Consider the following 18,836-nt stretch of genomic DNA (forward strand, 5'->3'; position numbering starts at 1 on the left):
TGATCGGCATCGCTCAGTCCGGTTGGTGATTTTGGTTGGTTTGGCGATTGATCAGATCGCACAATCCGGGCTGAGTTCCCTTTCAGTGATCTACTATTCCGCGCAGCTATTTAGGCAGTAGTGAGCCTTAATGTTAACGTGGCTTATATTTTGTTAAGGGAATACGCAAATGAAAAATCTCGTCACTGAGTTGTTGCTTAAGCTCGCCCAAAAAGAAGAAGAGTCACAAAACCTGGCGGCGCAGGTCGAAACGTTAGAGCAGGTCATCACCGAAATGCTGCGCAATATGGCGTGGAGCGAGCGGCAAATAGTGCTGCGTCAAATTGAAGGTGCTCTGGCAGGCGTAAACCGTGTGCCAACGTTTATGACGACCCTCCATAACGCTGGCGAGAGCGTGCCAAAAGCGTTTTGAGTAATCCGAGGGTGCGCCCACAAATTATCATAAAAGTGTCACATCAAATACTTATAGTCGCTTTGTTTTAATTTTACCGTATTTATACATGGAGAAAATAAAGTGAAACAAAGCGCACTCGCGATTGCCCTGTTACCTTTGCTGTTTACCCCGATTATTAATGCAGAAACATCTACCGTAGCGGTTATGGATAATCGTGCCGCTCAGGGTGATATCACCACGCCAGGCGGTGCCCGCCGATTGTCAGCCGATCAAACGGCAGCGCTGCGTGAATCTCTGAACGATAAGCCTGCTAAAAATATAATTTTATTGATTGGCGATGGCATGGGTGATTCAGAAATAACGGCCGCACGAAATTATGCCGAAGGCGCGGGCGGTTTTTTTAAAGGTATTGATGCTTTACCGTTGACCGGGCAATACACGCACTATGCGTTAAATAAGAAAACGGGCAAGCCGGATTATGTGACGGACTCTGCGGCCTCAGCGACGGCATGGACCACCGGGGTTAAAACTTATAATGGTGCCCTGGGCGTTGATATCCATGAAAAAGATCATGCAACAATTTTGGAAATGGCAAAAGCGGCAGGTCTGGCGACGGGCAACGTTTCTACCGCTGAATTGCAGGATGCTACCCCAGCGGCGCTGGTTGCGCATGTGACTTCACGTAAGTGCTATGGTCCAGGCGTGACCCATGAAAAATGCCCAACCAATGCGCTGGAAAAAGGCGGCAAAGGGTCAATTACAGAACAGTTGCTGAATGCCCGACCTGACGTCACGTTGGGCGGTGGGGCAAAAACGTTTGCTGAAACCGCTGCGGCAGGGGAGTGGCAGGGTAAAACGTTGCGTGAACAAGCCCAGGCGCGCGGTTATCAGATAGTAAGTGATGCCGAGACGCTGGCAGCAATTACCGAAGCTAACCAGGATAAGCCGTTGCTGGGTCTGTTCTCCGACGGCAATATGCCGGTGCGCTGGGAAGGTCCGAAAGCGTCCTATCATGGCAATCTGGATAAACCGGTGGTGACCTGTACGCCAAATCCAAAGCGTGATGACACCGTGCCGACGCTGGCGCAGATGACGGATAAAGCGATTGAGCTATTAAGCAAAAATGAGAAAGGTTTCTTCCTGCAAGTGGAAGGAGCATCCATCGATAAACAGGATCACGCCGCCAACCCGTGTGGACAGATTGGCGAAACGGTTGATCTGGACGAAGCGGTGCAGCGTGCGCTTGCCTTTGCGAAGCAAGATGGCAACACCCTGGTGGTGGTAACCGCTGACCACGCACATGCCAGCCAGATTGTCGCACCTGATACCAAAGCGCCTGGTCTGACTCAGGCGTTGAACACCAAAGATGGCGCGGTGATGGTCATCAGCTACGGCAATTCTGAAGAGGAATCTCAGGAGCACACCGGTAGCCAGTTGCGCATCGCCGCTTATGGCCCGCATGCGGCGAATGTAGTCGGCCTGACCGATCAAACTGACCTGTTTTACACTATGAAAGCGGCGTTAGGTCTGAAGTAACCCTGCCCCCCGGTGACAATAGTTTTGCCGCCGGGTGGTATTTTTATTGTTAGCAGCCAAACTTACCTGTGTGTCGTCGTTCAGAAAAGGATGGTGCTATGAAAATTACATTATTAATGACGCTGCTCTTTGGACTGGTTTTTTTAACTACCGTCGGTGCTGCCGAGAAGACGTTAACCCCGCAACAACAGCGTATGACCACCTGCAATCAGCAGGCAACGGCGCAGGCTTTAAAAGGGGATGCGCGAAAGACGTATATGAGTGATTGCCTGAAAAACAGCAAATCTGCGCCTGAGGAAAAGAGTTTAACCCCACAGCAGCAGAAGATGCGTGAATGCAACGTCAAGGCGACGGAGCAGTCACTGAAAGGCGATGATCGTAACAAGTTTATGAGCGCTTGCCTGAAAAAAGCTGCGTAGCACTTACGGGTGAGCAGGTAAAAACGCTCACCCGAAATTTCATACTCCCGCCAGCAGACCCCTACCTATAATTTGGGAAATTTGTTTCAGAATGTTCCCAAATACGATGAATGATGAAAACTTTTTCCAAAAGAAGGTCGTCGCGGATGAAGCGTTTATATCACTTCATCAAAACGACCACCAACGTTCCGGTCTGCGATTTGCCCGACGGATCAGGCTGCCGCGAGCGGTGGGATTGGGGGGAATGTTTTTCCCTATCGCGTCGGTATTAGTTTCCCAGCCCATTACCGGAGGCTGGTGGCTGTTGCTGGTGGGATGGGCATTCGTCTGGCCACATCTGGCCTGGCAGTTGGCAAGTAAAGCAGACGATCCTCTGCATAGTGAATTTACCAATTTAAAAGCCGATGCCATCCTCGCCGGGATGTGGCTGGGAATTATGGGGGCAAACCTGTTGCCGTCGACGGCGCTGCTCATGATTACTTGCATCAACCTGATGGGCGCTGGGGGAATGCGAGTATTCCTCGCGGGCGTCGTGTTGATGGCGGTGTCATGTCTGGTGACGTTACAGTTAACCGATATTCCCGTCGCTGTTAGCAGCGGTCAACTGAGCGTGGTGTTATCACTGCCGGTACTGGTGATATATCCGCTGCTGTTTGCCTGGGTCAGCTATCAGACGGTCATCAAGCTGGCGGAACATAAACGCCGCTTACAGGTGATGAGTACGCGAGATGGGATGACCGGCGTTTATAACCGACGTCACTGGGAGCTGTTGCTACGTAATGAATTTGATAATTGCCGCCGCTACCAGCGTGACGCCACGTTGCTTATTATTGATATCGACCATTTTAAGAGCATCAATGATACCTGGGGTCATGACGTCGGGGATGAGGCCATTGTCGCGCTGACCCGTCAGCTGCAGATGACTTTACGCGGCAGCGATATGATCGGGCGCTTTGGTGGTGATGAGTTTGCGGTGATTATGTGCGGCACGCCGGCAACCAGCGCAATTGCGGCCATGTCGCGCGTGCATGAACGACTTAGTCAGTTGCGTTTATCCTGCGCTCCGCAGGTTGCCTTGCGTATTAGCGTTGGCGTAGCGCCGCTGACTTCTGAAACTGAGCATTATCGGGAATGGTTAAAATCCGCAGATATGGCGCTTTACAAAGCAAAGAATTCCGGACGTAACCGCACTGAAGCGGCGGCCTGACGTCCGGTGATATTAACTCAGGATCGGCTGAGTTTTTCTGACTGTTCCATGCACTTAACCATCGCTTCAATCACTGATGAACGGAAACCACGTTCTTCCAGGACACGCACCGCTTCGATAGTGGTTCCGCCTGGCGAGCACACCATATCCTTCAGTTCCCCTGGATGTTTACCCGTTTCCAACACCATTTTTGCCGAGCCCATTACCGCTTGCGCTGCGAATTTATAAGCCTGCGCACGGGGCATCCCCCCCTGAACGGCAGCATCCGCCATCGCTTCGATAAACATAAAGACATAGGCCGGTGCAGAACCGCTGACGCCGACCACCGGGTGAATCATCGATTCTGCAATCACTTCGGCTTCGCCAAAGCAGCGGAAGATATTCAGTACGTCGGCCGTATCTTCCGGCGTTACTAAGGCGTTCGGCGTGACGGAGGTCATTCCGGCATTAACCAGTGACGGGGTATTTGGCATTGCGCGAATGATTTTGCGGTCATGACCCAGTGCGCGGGCGAGCTGATCGAGGGTAACGCCAGCGGCAATCGAGACAACCAGAGAGTCTTTGTTCAGGCTGGAGGTGATTTCACTCAGCACCTTAATCATGATGCCTGGTTTTACGGCCCCAAAAACAATGTCGGCGATTTGGGCAACTTCTTGCGCAGACTGCGCTGCATTAATACCGTACTGGTCGTGCAACGCAGCGACCTTATCAGGGGAAGGGGTATAGACCCAGATTTGTCCCGGGAGAACCTGGCCGCTGGCGATCATGCCGCCAAGAATTGCTTTGCCCATATTACCGCAGCCGATAAAACCAATTTTTTTGTCCATCTTGTCACTCCCTATGCGTGATATTCATTGTTTTACCTGGGAAAGCTAAGCTTAGCGCGGAATGAATATGTGCAGAAGGAGAAACAGCACTTTGCCTGCAAGTAAAAGCACGAGACAATGCGCGATTACACACGAGTGGGGAGAGATTATGACAATATGGGTGGATGCCGACGCGTGTCCGAACGTGATTAAAGAAATTTTATACCGCGCCTCTGAGCGCATGCAGATGCCGCTTATTCTGGTGGCGAACCAGAGTTTGCGCGTCCCGTCTTCGCGTTTTATTCGTACATTACGCGTTCCCGCCGGGTTTGACGTCGCTGATAACGAGATTGTGCGACAATGTAGCGCCGGTGATTTAGTGATAACGGCGGATATTCCACTGGCTGCTGAAGCCATTGAAAAAGGGGCAGCAGCGCTTAATCCACGCGGCGAACGTTATACCGAAGCGACGATCCGCGAACGTCTGATGATGCGTGATTTTATGGATACGATACGTGCCAGCGGCATCCAGACCGGGGGACCAGATAGCCTTTCTCCCCGCGACCGGCAGCATTTTGCGGTTGAGCTGGATAAGTGGTGGCTGGAAGTTCAGCGCAGAAAATAACACCTGTAATTTATTTTTTACACTTTCATCCCTGTGAATTCTTGTTATAGTAGGGTTTAATTGACGACATCACTCTTTCTGTAATTTTTTCTTTACGTTTTGGTGGTGTACTAGTTTGATGATATGATTATATCTTTAATAGCATCAGATCCCGCTTGTCGGCGGCTCTCTGGGGAAATTCTGTGATGACGCAACCTCTTTTTCTTGTTGGCCCCCGGGGGTGTGGTAAAACGACAACCGGTATGGCGCTGGCGAAAGCTATCGATTACCAGTTTATTGATACCGATCGCTGGTTGCAATCGCACGTACAGATGACCGTGGCGGAAATTGTCGAAAGAGAAGGATGGAAAGGGTTTCGTGCCCAGGAAACGGCCGCTCTGCAGGCCGTCACGGCTCCGACAACGGTTGTCGCGACCGGTGGCGGTATCATTCTGACCGAATTTAATCGTCACTACATGCGTAGCCACGGCGTGGTTATCTATTTAAGCGCGCCAGTATCGGTACTGGTAGATCGCCTGGAGGCCACACCTGAAGAGGGGTTGCGCCCAACCTTAACCGGCAAGCCGTTGACCGAAGAAGTAGAGGAAGTGCTTGCCCAGCGCGATGTTCTGTACCGTGAGGCCGCGCATTATATTATTGATGCGACCAATCCGCCTTCGCAGGTGGTGGACGACATTCTTGGGATACTGTCGCAGGCAGCGCCACGGTTACAGGGTGGTGTCTATACTTAAAGCTCATTCAGACAAAAGGAAGAGCTATGCCGACAAAACCACCTTATCCGCGTCAGGCGACCATTGTAACGGTTGAAAAGGGGACGCCAGGCCAGACGGTAACCTGGTATCAACTTCGCGCCGATCACCCGGAACCGAATTCGTTGATCAGTGAGCATCCTTCCGCTCAGGAAGCCATGGATGCTAAAAAGCGCTATGAGGATCCCGACAAAACCTGATGTCGGATACCGCCCGGGCAGGTGTCTGAAAAGGCCCAGAACGGGCGTACATCACATTTTTTTAAATATCGCCATATACAGTAAAAATCGAAAATTAAACAATAACAATACAGTACTGGAATGATTTGGAATCTTTACAAAATAGACCGCCGATCTGCTGCTACGCTTTTGAGCGTTTGTAGCACAGGTCAGCGCCCGGCAATGATTCGGGAATTCACAGCAAAGTAAGAAGACGGTGGAGCAAAAAATGGGTACGTCGTTGGCTATCCTCACGATTGGCGTGGTGCCGATGAGTGAGGTGTTACCGCTCCTGACGGAATATATTGATGAGCAGCACATTACTCACCACAGTCTGCTGGGACAGATGCGGCGAGAGGATGTGATGGCCGAGTACGGGGTCTCTCCCGGTGACGAGCCGCTCTTAACGCTGCTCAGCGACCATCAGCTTGCCCATGTTTCGCGCCAGAAAGTGGAACGCTCACTGCAGGGTATTGTTGAAGTGCTCGACAATAAGGGCTTTGACGTGATCCTGCTGATGAGTACGGCCTCAATTGCCCGCCTGACCGCCCGCAAGAGTATGCTGCTGGAACCTTTACGTATCATTCCTCCGCTGGTCGCCTCGATTGTGGAAGGGCATCAGGTTGGGGTTATTGTCCCCGTCACGGAATTGCTCAAAGCCCAGACGCAAAAATGGCAGGTGTTACAAACGCCGCCAGTGTATGCCGTGGCGAATCCGATTCACGGTTCCGAACAACAACTGATTGATGCCGGTAAAGAATTGCTTGAGCAAGGTGCAGATGTGATCATGCTGGATTGTCTGGGCTTTAATCAACGTCATCGCGATTTACTGCAAAAATCGCTGGATGTCCCGGTTCTGCTGTCCAATGTGCTGATCGCCCGACTGGCTTCGGAATTGCTCGCGTAATTTTGCGTGACAGGTGGAACGCCAGCCCCCTATATTGGTTGTTAACTTAATCACAAGATAGGGCCAGTTGTATGCTTCAAAGTAATGAATACTTTTCCGGCAAAGTAAAATCCATCGGTTTTACCAGCAGCAGTACTGGCCGTGCCAGTGTTGGCGTGATGGCCGAAGGTGAATACACCTTTGGTACTGCGGCGCCTGAAGAGATGACTGTCGTCAGCGGCGCACTTAACGTGCTGTTGCCGGGGGAAACTGAGTGGAAAGTCTATGCCGCAGGGGACGTGTTTAACGTACCAGGCAGTAGCGAGTTTCATCTGCAGGTGGCAGAGCCAACATCCTATCTTTGTCGCTACCTGTAAGCGTAAAAATGACGAATGGCGACATTGAGCCGCCATTCGGTAAACACGGTTTAACGTTGTGCTTCGCCGCCTAATCCTTCCACCAGACTTTTAATCAGCGCCGCCAGTTCCCCCGTCATCAGGATGAAATCGGCATCAAAACGCTGAGCGTAGTCCTCGCGGTCGATATCTTCGTTTTGATCGCGCAACTCGTCGCTAAACTTCAGACGCTTAATCGAGCCGTCGTCGCACATCACGAACTGAATGCGCTGCTGCCAGTCGAGCGCCAGCTTGGTGACCAGTTTGCCCGCTTCGATATGTACGGCGATTTCGTCGCAGACCAGATCCTGTTTTTTCGCGCGGATCACGCCGCCGTCTTCAAGGATCGCTTTCAGTTCGGCTTCATCCAGCAACTGGAAGCCCTGTGCCGTTGTACCGGAGCGAACCCATTCGGTCAGCGTCAGCTCAATCGGGTTTTCCATCGTCAGCGGAACGACCGGCAGCGAGCCGAGGCTCTTACGCAGCAGCGCCAGCGTATCTTCCGCTTTCTTCGCGCTCGCACAATCAACCATGATCAGATCGTTAACGGTGTCGATCCACATCATCGTTTGGCTGAAGCGGCTAAAAGCGCGCGGCAGCAATGAGTGCAGAACTTCATCTTTCAGCGAGTCTTTTTCGGTCTTCTTAAGCTTACGACCTTGCTCAGCTTCCAGTTTGAATATTTTGGCTTCCAGCGCCTGTTTGATAACCGGCGACGGCAGAATTTTTTCTTCTTTGCGGGCACAGATAATAATTTGGCCATTGGCGGTATGCGTTAATGCATCGCTGTGCGATCCCATCGGCGGAACCCAGCCCATTTTTGCCATATCCTGGCTACCGCAGGGAGTGAACGTCATTGATGCCAGCTGTTTTTCCATCTCTTCGGCACGCAAAGAAACATCGCGGCTAAGACGGTAAACCATTAAATTTTTGAACCACAGCATGATAATTTCCACGGCCTTGTCGTTAAATCCAGCGGGCATGATAGCGAATTGTCGCTATGCTTGCATTGTTAATCGGGAAGAGGAGCAAACAGTGCGTATAGGTATCGATTTGGGCGGTACGAAAACGGAAGTTATTGCGCTTGGCGATGCGGGCGAACAGCTTTTTCGCCATCGCCTACCCACGCCGCGTGATGATTATCGGCAAACGATAGAAACCATCGCCACGCTGGTGGAGATGGCGGAAAACGCCACCGGGCAGACGGGAACCGTGGGAATGGGCATTCCAGGTTCAATCTCGCCTTACACCGGGGTGGTAAAGAATGCCAACTCGACCTGGCTTAACGGGCAACCCTTTGATAAAGACTTCAGTATGCGTTTGAACCGTGAAGTGCGCCTGGCGAATGATGCCAATTGTCTGGCGGTTTCTGAAGCGGTGGATGGCGCAGCGGCAGGGGCGCAAACCGTGTTTGCGGTAATTATTGGCACCGGATGCGGCGCGGGTGTAGCGCTGAATGGTCGGGCGCACACGGGTGGCAACGGTACCGCGGGCGAGTGGGGGCATAATCCGCTGCCGTGGATGGACGAAGATGAGCTGCGTTATCGCCGGGAAGTACCCTGCTATTGCGGCAAGCAAGGCTGCATTGAAACCTTCATTTCCGGGACCGGCTTTGCCACCGACTACCAGCGTCTGAGCGGTAAGCAGCTCAAAGGCAATGAAATTATCAGCCTTGTTTCTGCGCAGGATGCTCTTGCGGAGCAGGCGTTGAGCCGCTATGAGCGTCGTCTGGCGAAATCACTGGCACATGTGGTGAATATTCTCGATCCGGACGTCATTGTACTGGGTGGGGGAATGAGTAATGTCGATAGGCTATATCAAAACGTTCCAACATTGATGAAGCAGTTTGTCTTTGGCGGCGAATGCGAAACGCCTCTACGCAAGGCGCTACACGGGGATTCCAGCGGTGTACGCGGTGCGGCCTGGCTGTGGCCGCAGGCGTAATCTGTTTTACGTCGCGGGTGCAACTTGTTGCACGCCGCGCTTCAGGTAACCGTAAATCAGCAGCGATGACATGGCGGAGAAAGACAGCAGCGCAGCCGGCAGCGTCACATAGTTGTAGGCAAAGCCCAGCGTCAGCATCATACCGCCGCACCAGGCGCCAATTGCGCTACCGAGGTTAAAGGCAATTTGCCCGCCTGCCGCGCCCAGTAGCTCACCTCCTTTAGCATTTTGCAGCAGCAAAATTTGCAGCGGTGCCGACAGAGCAAACAGGCCCGCGCAGCAAATAAAGGCGAAGGTCAGCGATGCGGCTTTGATACCGCCAAAGACAAAAAGCAGCAGCAGAACCAGCACAATGATGAAGTCGGTTATTACCGCAATGCGCAGCGGCGTATAGCGGCCAGATAGCCGACCGCTCAACAGATTCCCTAATACCATCCCCAATCCCACCAGCATCATGATGAAGGTCATCAGCGTTTCGGAAAAACCGGAGATGTACATCATGTACGGCTTAACGTAGCTGAACCAGGCGAAAACCCCGGCGTTGCCAAACATGGTGGCGGAAAAGATCAGCCACGGGGCGGGGCTTTTCAAAAAGTGAAATTGTTCGCGCAGATTCCCTTTCGCTTCATCGCTGATGTTGGGCACCCAAAAAGCTATCGAGACAATAACGGCGATATTAAAGACGGCAATCAGCAGGAACGTATAGCGCCAGCTAAATTCCTGGCTCAGCCAGGTACCGACGGGAATGCCAATCAGATTGGCAACGGTCATCCCTGAAACCATGCCCGCGACGGCGGCGGTGACTTTTCCTGGTCGTGCCAGTTTCGACAGAATAATTGCCCCAACGCCAAAAAATGCGCCGTGCGGGAAGCCGGAAACCAGCCTGCCCACCGCCAGCATAAAATACGAGGAGGAGAGGGTGAAGATGGCATTGCCAATCACGCATAGCGTGACCAAAAACAGCAGAATATGTTTTAACGAAAAGCGGCTGGAAAAGAGCGCAATAATCGGCGCGCCCAGCACCACGCCAAAGGCGTAAAACGAAATCATATGACCCGCGGCCGGGATAGAAATGCCCACGTCCCGCGCCAGCTCGGTGAGTACTCCCATGATGCCGAACTCTGCCATGCCCAGCCCAAATGTCCCCAGGGCTAAAGAGAAAATGACTTTTTTCATACCACCTGCCAACAAGAAAGACGCCGGATGTGCGTCATAGCGGCGAACGTTCGCCGCCAACAGAGATAGCTTGCGGATAAGCGAAGTGGAATGCCATTTCATATCCGTCTTTGAGTATGCAATATTGTGCTACATATTCGTGCCGGATGGCGCCGATCCGGCCTGTGAAGCTATCAGGCATCAACTGCAAATATTTTGTCGAGTTTGCTGTACCCCAGACCGTTGATTTTTTTAACCTTGATCTGCACCGGAATACGTTCTTTCATCGCTTCAACGTGGCTGATCACTCCAATGGTTTTGCCGGTGGCGTTCAGCGCATCGAGCGCGTCCAGCGCGGTATCCAGCGTTTCGCTGTCCAGCGTGCCGAAACCTTCATCGAGGAACAGAGAGTCAATTCGCGTTTTGTGGCTGACCAGATCGGATAACGCCAGCGCCAGCGCCAGACTCACGAGGAAACTCTCGCCGCCGGAAAGCGTACGCGTGTCGCGCACGGCATCGGCCTGCCAGGTATCAACCACTTCCAGCTCCAGCGCTTCGCTGGCCTTACGCTGTAACAGATAGCGACCATGCAGACGAGTGAGTTGGTTGTTGGCAAGCCACACCAGGTTATCCAGCGTCAGCCCCTGGGCAAACTTGCGGAATTTATCTCCCTCTTTCGAGCCGATCAACGCATTCAGATAGCCCCAGTCATCAACCTGCTGCGTGACCTTTTCAATCTCCTGCATCAGCGCCTGTTGCTGCTGACGATGTTCAGCATCCTGTTTGAGCTGCTGGCGAATTTCACCCTGGCGAGTGGTATTTTCCCGTAGCTGCTGGGTGAGCTGCGCCAGCGCGTCGCGAAGATGTTGGGTTGTGAGCGTGAGATCCACCCCGGTTGGCAACTGCTGGTGATGGCTCGCCAGCGCCTGCTGAGCCTGATTAAGCAGCGTTTGTGCCTGCTGTTGCTGGTTTTCCAGCGATTGTTTTAACTGCTCCAGACGGCTAAAGGTCTCTTCATCCAGCAGGGCGGCAACAAAGGCGTCACGATCGGCAAAGATGCTGGCCTGCAATGCGGCATCAAACTGTGCCTGAATTTCTGCGGCGCGCTGTACGTCCTGCGTCTCCTGCTGTTGCAAGGTTTGCCACTGGCCCTGTAAAGACAGGCAATCGTCATGGACCTGTCGCCAGTTTTCCAGCGACAGACTCTCAGTACCTGTAGAAAGTGTATCGCTCTCAGGCAGCGTTTCCAGCAACGGCGTGAGCTGAGCTATCTGCGCCTGTAACTCGGTGAGTTCGTTCTGGCGCTGCTGCCACATTTGCGCTTCTCTCGCCCGCTCGCTCAGCCACGAATTAGCGTCATCTGCAGCAGGAAGGGACAGTCCATGGCGGGCCAGCTCGGCGGTTAACGCCGCCTGGCGCTGGTCAATTTGCTGCTGGAGCTGGGTAATCTGCTCGGTATGCGCCGTGATTTGCGCCTGCAGGGTATGACGCAAGCTTAACTGGTGAAGCTGTTGTTCGTGTTCTTCCTGGGCGGCAAGCCACGGGGCAATGTCATCCTGCGGTTGTAGCGATACGTTGAGGCTGGCGGTAACAGTCAGCCACTCTTGAGTAAGTGCTTGCTCCTCCTGAGAAAGCGTCTGTGCTTCTCGTTCATCCCGCTGAAGTTGCTGGGTTATTGCCTCAAGCTGACCGCGCAGGGTTGAACCCTCATCGGCCAGCGTTTTGACCTCTTTTTCCAGCGCTTCACGTCGTGCCTGATTTACGCTCAGCTCAAGCGTCTGGTAACGCTCGATAGCCGGATGTGTAGTAGAGCCACAAAGCGGACAAGGTTTGCCGGATTCCAGTAATGCCCGATGGCTTTCCAGATCTTTGATGCGGACTTCCTGCTCGCAAATGATCCTCACATCGGCAAGTTGCTGATTTTTATCTTTATAGCGCTGACGTTTTTCGGCAAGTACCGCGTTGCGCTGAGCCAGCTCTTGCTGACGCTGCACAAGCGTGGCGCGTAACTGCGCCAGCTGCTTTTGCTTCGGGGCGATTTGCCCGTGCAGATTGCTCAGACGCTGGCGTAACGGACGGCGCTGCACATGTTGCGCCAGCGCTTCTGTCACTTCCTGCGGCGAAAGAGTCAGCGTGGGAAGCGCCAACGCATCCAGTTTACGCGTGTCGTTTTCCCGTAATTGCTGCCACTGGCGTAGCTGGACGTTAGCGTCGGACTGTTGCGCCAGCAGGGCCTTCCATCCAGCCAGTTCGCTGCCCCACGAGCGGAAGCGGTCATGTTCGTTCAGCCAGTCGATTAACGTCTGTTGTTCGGCGAGTATCGCGGTCGATTGCGTGTGCGCCTGCTGACGGATGCGCCCGCGCAGCGCTAAGCTGCTTTGTAAGCGAGCATTCACTTCCTGAATCTTCTGCCGCGTACGCGCTATCGTAGCCGTTTGTTCCTGGATTCGCTCCCAGTGTGGGCGTAACGCTCTGGCCGGTTGCGCCAGACTCAGCGCCGCCAGCTGTGGCTGTGCGTCTTCCTGCGCTTGTTTAGCGGCCTGTAACGCCTGTTGGTGACGGTTGATTTCTGCCTGTAGCTCATTTTGCCGCATGAGCCAGTTGAGATGCTGTTGCTGAGTCTGCTGGCTGGCAAGGTATTGTTTTTCCTCGTCAGTAAGTACCTGCAAACTCTCTGTCAGGGACTGCACCTGCTCCGCAGCGAGCAGAGTCACGCCGCTGGCCTGCGCTTGCAGTTTTTCCAGCTCCGTACGCGCTGCTTTATGTTTTTCAAACACCATAGCGGAAATTTGGCCGTAGATCTCAGTCCCCGTCAGCTCTTCCAGCAGTTCGGCACGCTCTTTCGGTTTGGCATTGAGAAATGCGGCAAATTGCCCCTGAGACAGCAGCATCGAACGGGTGAAACGACCGTAATCCAGCCCGGTAAGTTCGGCGGTCATTTCCAGCTTGTCTTTGACTTTATCGGCAAGAATTTTACCGTCGGCGCAGCGGGCAAGTTCTACGCGTGGAGCCTGTAGATTGCCTTCAGGCTGATTGCGCGCGCGGTTCTGGCTCCAGAATGCGCGATAGGCTTCGCCCCGGACCTCGAACTCGACCTCGGCCAGACACTCGGCGGTGTCGCGGGTCATCAGATCGTTTTGCGACTGCGACACGGTATTGAGCCGCGGCGTTTCGTGATACAGCGCGAGACAAATGGCGTCCAGCAGGGTGGTTTTTCCCGCGCCCGTTGGACCCGTGATGGCGAACAGCCCATTGCTGGCAAAGGGCTCAGCCGTGAAATCGATTTTCCATTCTCCTTTCAGAGAATTGAGGTTTTTCAAACGCAGGCTGAGAATTTTCATGCTTCGGTCTCCCCGGCAAGCGTGTGTAAGGTGGTGCTAAACAGCTGATTCAGGCGCTCGCGTTGCGGTTCTTCGAGTTCTTCCAGCGCCAGGCGGCGGTCAAAAACGTCCGTCACGCTCAGCTCGCTTAGCGTTTCACGTCGTTCATTCGCCATAATACGTTCCCGCTGTTCCCGGCTACGGCGCACCAATAACACCTCTACCGGTAAATCTTCGGTTAATGCCTGAATCTTACGCTGCATGTTGTGCAGATAGTCATCGGTGGTGATTTCGATATCTAACCAGACTGGCGGTTCCTGCTGCATACCGCGCCACTGTTCAAGTTGGGCGGTTATCGCGGCTAAATCACCTTTCAGCACCGCCAGCGGCTGGGTGACCGGTACGGTGAGGTGCTCAACAGCGCTCAGCTTGCCGTTTTCGAAACTCACCAGATGGACGCATTTGCTTTTGCCGCACTCGTCAAAACTGAGCGCAATTGGTGAACCGCAGTAGCGAATATGCTCGGTCCCGCCGATAACCTGCGCCCGGTGAATATGTCCCAGCGCGATGTAATCGGCTGGTGGAAAGTTTTGCGCCGGAAAGGCGTCCAGCGTACCAATATAAATGTCACGTACGGCGTCACTTTTACTGGCGCCAACGGTGGTCAGATGCCCGGTCGCAATGATGGGTAGATTTTGGTTGCCACGCAGCGTACAGGCGTCCTGATATTGCTGCTGATAATAGTCGGTAATAGCTGATAGCAAATGCTGCTGTTTCTCTTGTCCGGTCAGCCCTGCCTGGCTGGTAATGATGTCGCGCGGGCGTAAAAAAGGAACCGGACACAGGATCGCACCCGGCGTGCCGTCGCGTTGCGACAGTACCTGCGGCGTATGGCCTGCGCTGGCGATCACTGTGGTGTTGAGAAACGCCAGAATATCGCGGGATTCGTTGAGCGTGGCGACGGAGTCATGGTTACCTGCCAGCACCACCAGATGACAGCCGGTTTGCTGCAGATTAACGACAAAACGGTTATACAGCTCACGGGCATAGCTTGGCGGTGAGCCGGTATCGAAAATATCGCCCGCCACAATAATGGCATCCACCTGCTGGGATTGTGCCGTTTCCAGCAGCCAGTCGAGAAAGGCCTGGTGTTCAGCGGCACGGCTCTTGCTGTAGAAATTTTGGCCCAGATGCCAGTCAGACGTGTGAAGGATGCGCATAAGAGTTCCATGACGATAAAACAGTGGCGGGGATTATAACCCTGCAAGGACGGTAATATCTTGTTTTAGGGCTGTCATAATTCGCGGGGCTGCGTTAAACCTGGACTATCTTTTCATAAATCTGTCATAAAACTGACGCATAATGGCACCGTATTGATGGCAAACGATTTAATTATAAACAGGGCAAATCATGGCGAGACGTATTCTGGTCGTAGAAGATGAAGCTCCAATTCGTGAAATGGTCTGCTTCGTGCTCGAGCAAAATGGTTTTCAACCCGTAGAAGCCGAAGACTATGACAGTGCTGTGAACCAACTCAATGAACCCTGGCCGGATCTCGTCCTGCTTGACTGGATGCTACCCGGCGGCTCGGGCCTACAGTTTATTAAACATCTCAAGCGCGAAGCGATGACGCGGGATATTCCCGTCATGATGCTGACGGCAAGGGGAGAAGAGGAAGATCGCGTCCGGGGTCTGGAAACGGGTGCGGATGATTATATTACTAAGCCGTTTTCTCCCAAGGAGCTGGTGGCGCGTATTAAAGCGGTTCTGCGTCGTATTTCCCCTATGGCGGTGGAAGAGGTTATTGAGATGCAGGGGCTGAGCCTTGACCCAACCTCGCATCGCGTGATGACCGGCGAGGATCCATTGGATATGGGGCCGACAGAATTCAAACTGTTGCACTTCTTTATGACCCACCCTGAACGCGTCTATAGTCGTGAGCAATTACTCAATCATGTCTGGGGTACCAATGTGTACGTGGAAGACCGGACAGTGGATGTGCATATCCGCCGCTTGCGTAAAGCGCTGGAGCACAGTGGACACGATCGTATGGTGCAGACGGTTCGTGGGACGGGATATCGTTTTTCGACCCGCTTCTGACTGACATGAATATAGGCCTGATGGATTAGGCTGTTAATGGAGTAAGACGTTTGCTAGAACGATTGTCATGGAAAAGGCTGGTACTGGAGCTGATCCTCTGCTGCATTCCGGCGTTTATCCTTAGCGCTTTTTTTGGTTATCTGCCCTGGTTTTTGCTGGCGTCGGTAACCGGCCTGCTTGTCTGGCATTTCTGGAATTTATTACGCTTGTCCTGGTGGTTATGGGTCGACAGAAGCATGACTCCGCCGCCGGGGCGCGGAAGTTGGGAGCCGTTGCTGTACGGGCTGCACCAAATGCAGCTGCGCAACAAAAAGCGCCGCCGGGAACTGGGTAATCTGATTAAACGTTTTCGCAGTGGGGCGGAATCGCTACCCGATGCGGTGGTGTTGACGACTGAAGAGGGCGGCATTTTCTGGTGTAACGGCCTGGCCCAGCAGGTTCTGGGACTGCGCTGGCCGGACGATAGCGGGCAAAATATTCTTAACCTGCTGCGCTACCCGGAATTCACGCAATATCTGAAAACGCGTGATTTTAGTCGGCCAATCAATCTGGTGCTCAATACCGGGCGGCATCTGGAAATTCGCGTGATGCCCTATACCGATAAGCAATTGCTGATGGTCGCGCGCGATGTTACCCAGATGCACCAACTGGAAGGTTCGCGGCGTAACTTTTTTGCCAACGCCAGCCATGAGTTGCGTACGCCGCTGACGGTGCTACAAGGTTACCTGGAAATGATGCAGGAGCATCCACTGGAAGGAACGACGCGCGAAAAAGCGCTGCATACCATGCGTGAGCAAACGTACCGCATGGAAGGGCTGGTGAAGCAGTTGCTGACGCTGTCGAAAATAGAGGCCGCGCCAGCGCTGCTGCTCAATGAGAAGGTGGACGTGCCGATGATGCTGCGCGTGGTTGAACACGAGGCGCAAACGCTGAGTCAGAATAATCATACGTTTACTTTTGATATTGATAGCCGCCTGAGCGTGCGTGGAAATGAGGATCAACTGCGTAGCGCTATTTCGAATCTTGTGTATAACGCGGTGAATCATACCCCCGCGGGTACGCACATCACCGTGCGCTGGCAGCATATTGCCACCGGGGCGGAATTTAGCGTCGAGGACAATGGGCCAGGTATTGCTGCGGAGCATATTCCTCGTTTGACCGAACGCTTCTATCGTGTGGACAAAGCGCGATCCCGACAAACGGGCGGGAGTGGACTGGGTCTGGCTATCGTGAAACATGCTTTGCAACATCACGATAGCCGCCTGAATATCGAAAGTATGCCGGGCAAAGGGACGCGATTTAGTTTCGTCATCCCGGAACGTTTAATGACCAAAAGTAACGATTAACCCGTATTCGTAAGATAATCTTTCCAAAAGCCAGCGCGAGCTGGTTTTTTTATGTGGTCAATAGTTACATCCTGAATTTTGCGACGTTTGATTGTTTTTTGTTCGAACTATTATCCATACCTTTTTCCATGAAATGGTGTTTTGTGCTGACTCGAATTTTCATATCGCTATATTGTTCTGGTTTTTGGATCCCACCTTGCTTTAAAACGTTATAAGCGTTTAAATTGCGCTCCAGATGCTGTCATACCGACTGCATTTACGCGGTAAATCGAAAAACTATTCTTCGCCGCGCCAGGTCGGGAGTGTTTCCCGCTGGAATTGAGTAAAAATGCCGCTGTATTGTCCCCCAGGGAAAGGCAAAAATTTATTGTTTTCAACACCACATCCACAGGCTGTAAGACTTTATGACCCATCAGTTAAAATCGCGCGATATTATCGCTTTGGGATTTATGACATTTGCACTGTTCGTTGGTGCAGGTAACATCATCTTCCCCCCAATGGTTGGTTTGCAGGCAGGCGAACACGTCTGGACTGCGGCTTTTGGCTTTTTGATTACCGCCGTTGGTTTGCCGGTACTTACCGTTGTCGCGCTGGCGAAAGTCGGTGGCGGTGTGGACAGCCTGAGTACGCCTATCGGTAAGGTTGCTGGGTTGCTGCTGGCTACCGTTTGCTATCTGGCGGTTGGTCCATTGTTTGCGACGCCGCGTACCGCAACGGTCTCTTTCGAAGTCGGGATTGCGCCGCTGACCGGTGATTCCGCGCTGCCGCTGTTCATCTACAGCGTGGTCTATTTTGCGATTGTTATTCTGGTGTCGCTGTATCCGGGCAAACTGCTGGATACCGTCGGCAACTTCCTTGCTCCGCTGAAAATTCTCGCGCTGGTAGTACTGTCTGTCGCCGCGATTGTCTGGCCGGCAGGCCCGATCAGCAATGCGATGGAAGCCTATCAAACCGCAGCATTTTCGAATGGTTTCGTAAATGGCTATCTGACCATGGATACGCTGGGCGCGATGGTGTTTGGTATTGTTATCGTTAACGCCGCCCGCTCGCGTGGCGTTACCGAGTCGCGTCTGCTGACCCGTTACACCGTTTGGGCAGGTTTGATGGCGGGTGTGGGCTTAACGCTGCTGTACCTTGCGTTGTTCCGTCTGGGTTCCGATAGTGCGATTCTGGTCGATCAGTCAGCTAACGGCGCGGCGATTCTGCATGCGTATGTTCAGCACACCTTTGGTGGCGCAGGAAGCTTCCTGCTGGCGGCGCTGATTTTCATCGCCTGTCTGGTGACTGCGGTTGGCCTGACCTGTGCGTGCGCAGAGTTCTTTGCCCAGTACGTTCCTCTGTCTTATCGTACGCTGGTATTTATCCTCGGCGGTTTCTCGATGGTGGTCTCTAACCTGGGGCTGAGCCATCTGATTCAGATCTCTATTCCGGTGCTGACGGCTATCTATCCGCCATGTATCGCACTGGTTGTATTAAGTTTTACCCGCTCATGGTGGCATAATTCTTCCCGCGTCATTGCACCTGCGATGTTTATCAGCCTGATTTTTGGTATCCTTGATGGCATTAAAGCTTCTGCAATTGGCGACGTGTTACCGGCCTGGACCCAGCGTTTACCGCTGGCGGAACAAGGGCTGGCGTGGTTGATGCCAACAGTCGTGATGGTGATCCTGGCAATTATCTGGGATCGCGCCGCGGGTCGACAAGTGACCTCCAGCGCGCACTAATCACTGACAATA

The 18,836-nt window shown here is 53.1% G+C and carries 18 protein-coding genes; 13 read left to right on the forward strand and 5 right to left on the reverse strand.

Annotation, left to right across the window (positions count from 1 at the left end):
* The first annotated feature begins 169 nt into the window (after positions 1 to 169).
* From FHD02_RS14160 to adrA, 4 genes are all read left to right on the forward strand, one after another.
* A complete protein-coding gene (locus tag FHD02_RS14160; RefSeq protein WP_137360376.1) occupies positions 170 to 412 on the forward strand; it encodes a sigma-S stabilization anti-adapter protein IraP in 243 nt (80 codons plus the stop codon).
* Positions 413 to 514: 102 nt separating this feature from the next.
* On the forward strand, positions 515 to 1,930 hold the full coding sequence (gene phoA, locus FHD02_RS14165; protein ID WP_137370931.1) for an alkaline phosphatase: 1,416 nt from the start codon (positions 515 to 517) through the stop codon (positions 1,928 to 1,930).
* A 98-nt stretch (positions 1,931 to 2,028) separates the two neighbouring features.
* Entirely contained in the window at positions 2,029 to 2,349 is a 321-nt protein-coding gene (psiF, locus tag FHD02_RS14170; RefSeq protein WP_038638114.1) for a phosphate starvation-inducible protein PsiF, read from the forward strand.
* A 91-nt stretch (positions 2,350 to 2,440) separates the two neighbouring features.
* Complete coding sequence (gene adrA, locus FHD02_RS14175) at positions 2,441 to 3,556, forward strand: diguanylate cyclase AdrA (RefSeq protein WP_220394006.1); 1,116 nt, start codon at positions 2,441 to 2,443, stop codon at positions 3,554 to 3,556.
* Between the two features lie 17 nt (positions 3,557 to 3,573).
* Here adrA and proC read toward each other — a convergent pair whose 3' ends face one another.
* A complete protein-coding gene (proC, locus tag FHD02_RS14180; RefSeq protein WP_038638118.1) occupies positions 3,574 to 4,383 on the reverse strand; it encodes a pyrroline-5-carboxylate reductase in 810 nt (269 codons plus the stop codon).
* Positions 4,384 to 4,531: 148 nt separating this feature from the next.
* Between proC and FHD02_RS14185 the strand changes: the two genes are divergently transcribed.
* The 5 genes from FHD02_RS14185 to ppnP all read left to right on the forward strand — a co-directional run bounded on the left by FHD02_RS14185 (position 4,532) and on the right by ppnP (position 7,217).
* Positions 4,532 to 4,987, forward strand: coding sequence for a YaiI/YqxD family protein (locus FHD02_RS14185; protein ID WP_220394007.1), 456 nt, complete (start codon positions 4,532 to 4,534; stop codon positions 4,985 to 4,987).
* Between the two features lie 185 nt (positions 4,988 to 5,172).
* Entirely contained in the window at positions 5,173 to 5,718 is a 546-nt protein-coding gene (gene aroL, locus FHD02_RS14190; RefSeq protein WP_220394008.1) for a shikimate kinase AroL, read from the forward strand.
* 26 nt (positions 5,719 to 5,744) lie between these two features.
* Positions 5,745 to 5,936: a protein YaiA gene (gene yaiA / locus FHD02_RS14195; protein WP_042310190.1), complete on the forward strand. Its 192-nt coding sequence runs from the start codon at positions 5,745 to 5,747 to the stop codon at positions 5,934 to 5,936.
* 247 nt (positions 5,937 to 6,183) lie between these two features.
* Positions 6,184 to 6,861: an AroM family protein gene (locus tag FHD02_RS14200; protein WP_165408397.1), complete on the forward strand. Its 678-nt coding sequence runs from the start codon at positions 6,184 to 6,186 to the stop codon at positions 6,859 to 6,861.
* A gap of 71 nt (positions 6,862 to 6,932) precedes the next feature.
* Positions 6,933 to 7,217 carry a pyrimidine/purine nucleoside phosphorylase gene (ppnP, locus tag FHD02_RS14205; protein ID WP_038638136.1) on the forward strand — a complete coding sequence of 95 codons (285 nt, stop codon included), beginning with the start codon at positions 6,933 to 6,935 and terminating at the stop codon, positions 7,215 to 7,217.
* 50 nt (positions 7,218 to 7,267) lie between these two features.
* Here ppnP and rdgC read toward each other — a convergent pair whose 3' ends face one another.
* Positions 7,268 to 8,179: a recombination-associated protein RdgC gene (gene rdgC / locus FHD02_RS14210; RefSeq protein ID WP_003021479.1), complete on the reverse strand. Its 912-nt coding sequence runs from the start codon at positions 8,177 to 8,179 to the stop codon at positions 7,268 to 7,270.
* Positions 8,180 to 8,270: 91 nt separating this feature from the next.
* Here rdgC and mak point away from each other — a divergent pair, with 91 nt between their 5' ends.
* On the forward strand, positions 8,271 to 9,179 hold the full coding sequence (mak, locus tag FHD02_RS14215; RefSeq protein ID WP_220394009.1) for a fructokinase: 909 nt from the start codon (positions 8,271 to 8,273) through the stop codon (positions 9,177 to 9,179).
* A 6-nt stretch (positions 9,180 to 9,185) separates the two neighbouring features.
* Here mak and araJ read toward each other — a convergent pair whose 3' ends face one another.
* The 3 genes from araJ to sbcD all read right to left on the reverse strand — a co-directional run bounded on the left by araJ (position 9,186) and on the right by sbcD (position 14,874).
* Positions 9,186 to 10,355 (reverse strand): MFS transporter AraJ, encoded by a 1,170-nt coding sequence (gene araJ, locus FHD02_RS14220; protein ID WP_220394031.1) that lies wholly within the window; start codon positions 10,353 to 10,355, stop codon positions 9,186 to 9,188.
* A gap of 173 nt (positions 10,356 to 10,528) precedes the next feature.
* A complete protein-coding gene (gene sbcC, locus FHD02_RS14225) occupies positions 10,529 to 13,675 on the reverse strand; it encodes an exonuclease subunit SbcC (protein WP_220394010.1) in 3,147 nt (1,048 codons plus the stop codon).
* Positions 13,672 to 14,874 carry an exonuclease subunit SbcD gene (sbcD, locus tag FHD02_RS14230; RefSeq protein WP_137398237.1) on the reverse strand — a complete coding sequence of 401 codons (1,203 nt, stop codon included), beginning with the start codon at positions 14,872 to 14,874 and terminating at the stop codon, positions 13,672 to 13,674. The genes sbcC and sbcD overlap by 4 nt, the downstream gene beginning before the upstream one ends.
* Before the next feature lie 190 nt (positions 14,875 to 15,064).
* Between sbcD and phoB the strand changes: the two genes are divergently transcribed.
* The 3 genes from phoB (at position 15,065) to brnQ (ending at position 18,824) form a co-directional block, all read left to right on the forward strand.
* On the forward strand, positions 15,065 to 15,754 hold the full coding sequence (gene phoB / locus FHD02_RS14235) for a phosphate response regulator transcription factor PhoB (protein WP_003021496.1): 690 nt from the start codon (positions 15,065 to 15,067) through the stop codon (positions 15,752 to 15,754).
* Between the two features lie 50 nt (positions 15,755 to 15,804).
* Complete coding sequence (gene phoR, locus FHD02_RS14240) at positions 15,805 to 17,100, forward strand: phosphate regulon sensor histidine kinase PhoR (protein WP_137360384.1); 1,296 nt, start codon at positions 15,805 to 15,807, stop codon at positions 17,098 to 17,100.
* A gap of 404 nt (positions 17,101 to 17,504) precedes the next feature.
* On the forward strand, positions 17,505 to 18,824 hold the full coding sequence (gene brnQ / locus FHD02_RS14245; protein WP_038638153.1) for a branched-chain amino acid transporter carrier protein BrnQ: 1,320 nt from the start codon (positions 17,505 to 17,507) through the stop codon (positions 18,822 to 18,824).
* Positions 18,825 to 18,836: the final 12 nt, after the last annotated feature.

The sequence above is a fragment of the Citrobacter sp. EC_71 genome, from assembly GCF_019584005.1.
Taxonomy (GTDB): domain Bacteria; phylum Pseudomonadota; class Gammaproteobacteria; order Enterobacterales; family Enterobacteriaceae; genus Citrobacter; species Citrobacter werkmanii.